Source organism: Corallococcus sp. CA054B, assembly GCF_003611625.1.
Classification (GTDB): Bacteria; Myxococcota; Myxococcia; order Myxococcales; family Myxococcaceae; genus Corallococcus; species Corallococcus coralloides.
This window is the reverse complement of record NZ_RAVY01000421.1, coordinates 1-701: the sequence shown is the minus strand read 5'-3', so window position 1 is coordinate 701 and position 701 is coordinate 1. Positions and strand designations below refer to the sequence as shown.

The 701-nt window shown below is 73.3% G+C and carries 1 pseudogene; it reads left to right on the top strand.

The features are described 5' to 3' along the window. Positions 1 to 701: pseudogene (locus D7V80_RS41130) on the top strand (hypothetical protein); the annotation flags it as partial.

Below are 701 nucleotides of genomic sequence, written 5' to 3'. Positions count from 1 at the left end.
GGGCTGGGGTTGATCGCCGCGGGGCTGGTGCCCATCGCGTTGACGGGCGCGTCGCGAAAGACCATCGGGCCGCTGTACGCGGTGACGCTGACGGGGGCGGGGGTGTTCTCGCTGTCGATGCTGGCGAACCTGTACGCGGTGACGTCGCCGGCGTTCGACCCGGGGCAGGTGCCGGACACGCTGCCGCCGCTGGAGCTGGACCTGGGCTACCAGTACGTGCACGACGCGACGGCGGAGTACCGGAACTTCTTCGCGCTGGGCGCGGTGGCGCGCCTGTCGAGGGTGCGGCTCCAGGCGTCCGCGCGGCTGGCGCCGGACGAGGGCAACACGTTGATCCGCGCGGGCGCGGCGTACCGGCTGTGGGGCGCGCCGGAGCGGACGCCGGGGCTGGGGGACGGGACGTCGTTGGACGTGGAGGGCTTCGCGACCTACCACCGCTACCCGACGGAGGGCTTCACGCTGGGCGGCGGAGAGGTGGGGCTCAAGGGCCGCTACGCGATGGAGCGCTTCGGGCCGCGCTTCGCGGGCTCGTTCGTGGAGGGCGGCGTGGGGCTGTCCGCGCAGGCCTACAGCTACCCGGGGCGCGTGGAGGACGACAACCTGTACGGCCAGCTGCTCTACACGTTCGGCTACGGCGTGTGGCTGGGGCGGGGCGGGCCGCTCAGGGGCGAGGCGGTGCTCTTCTACGACCACCGCAAGGA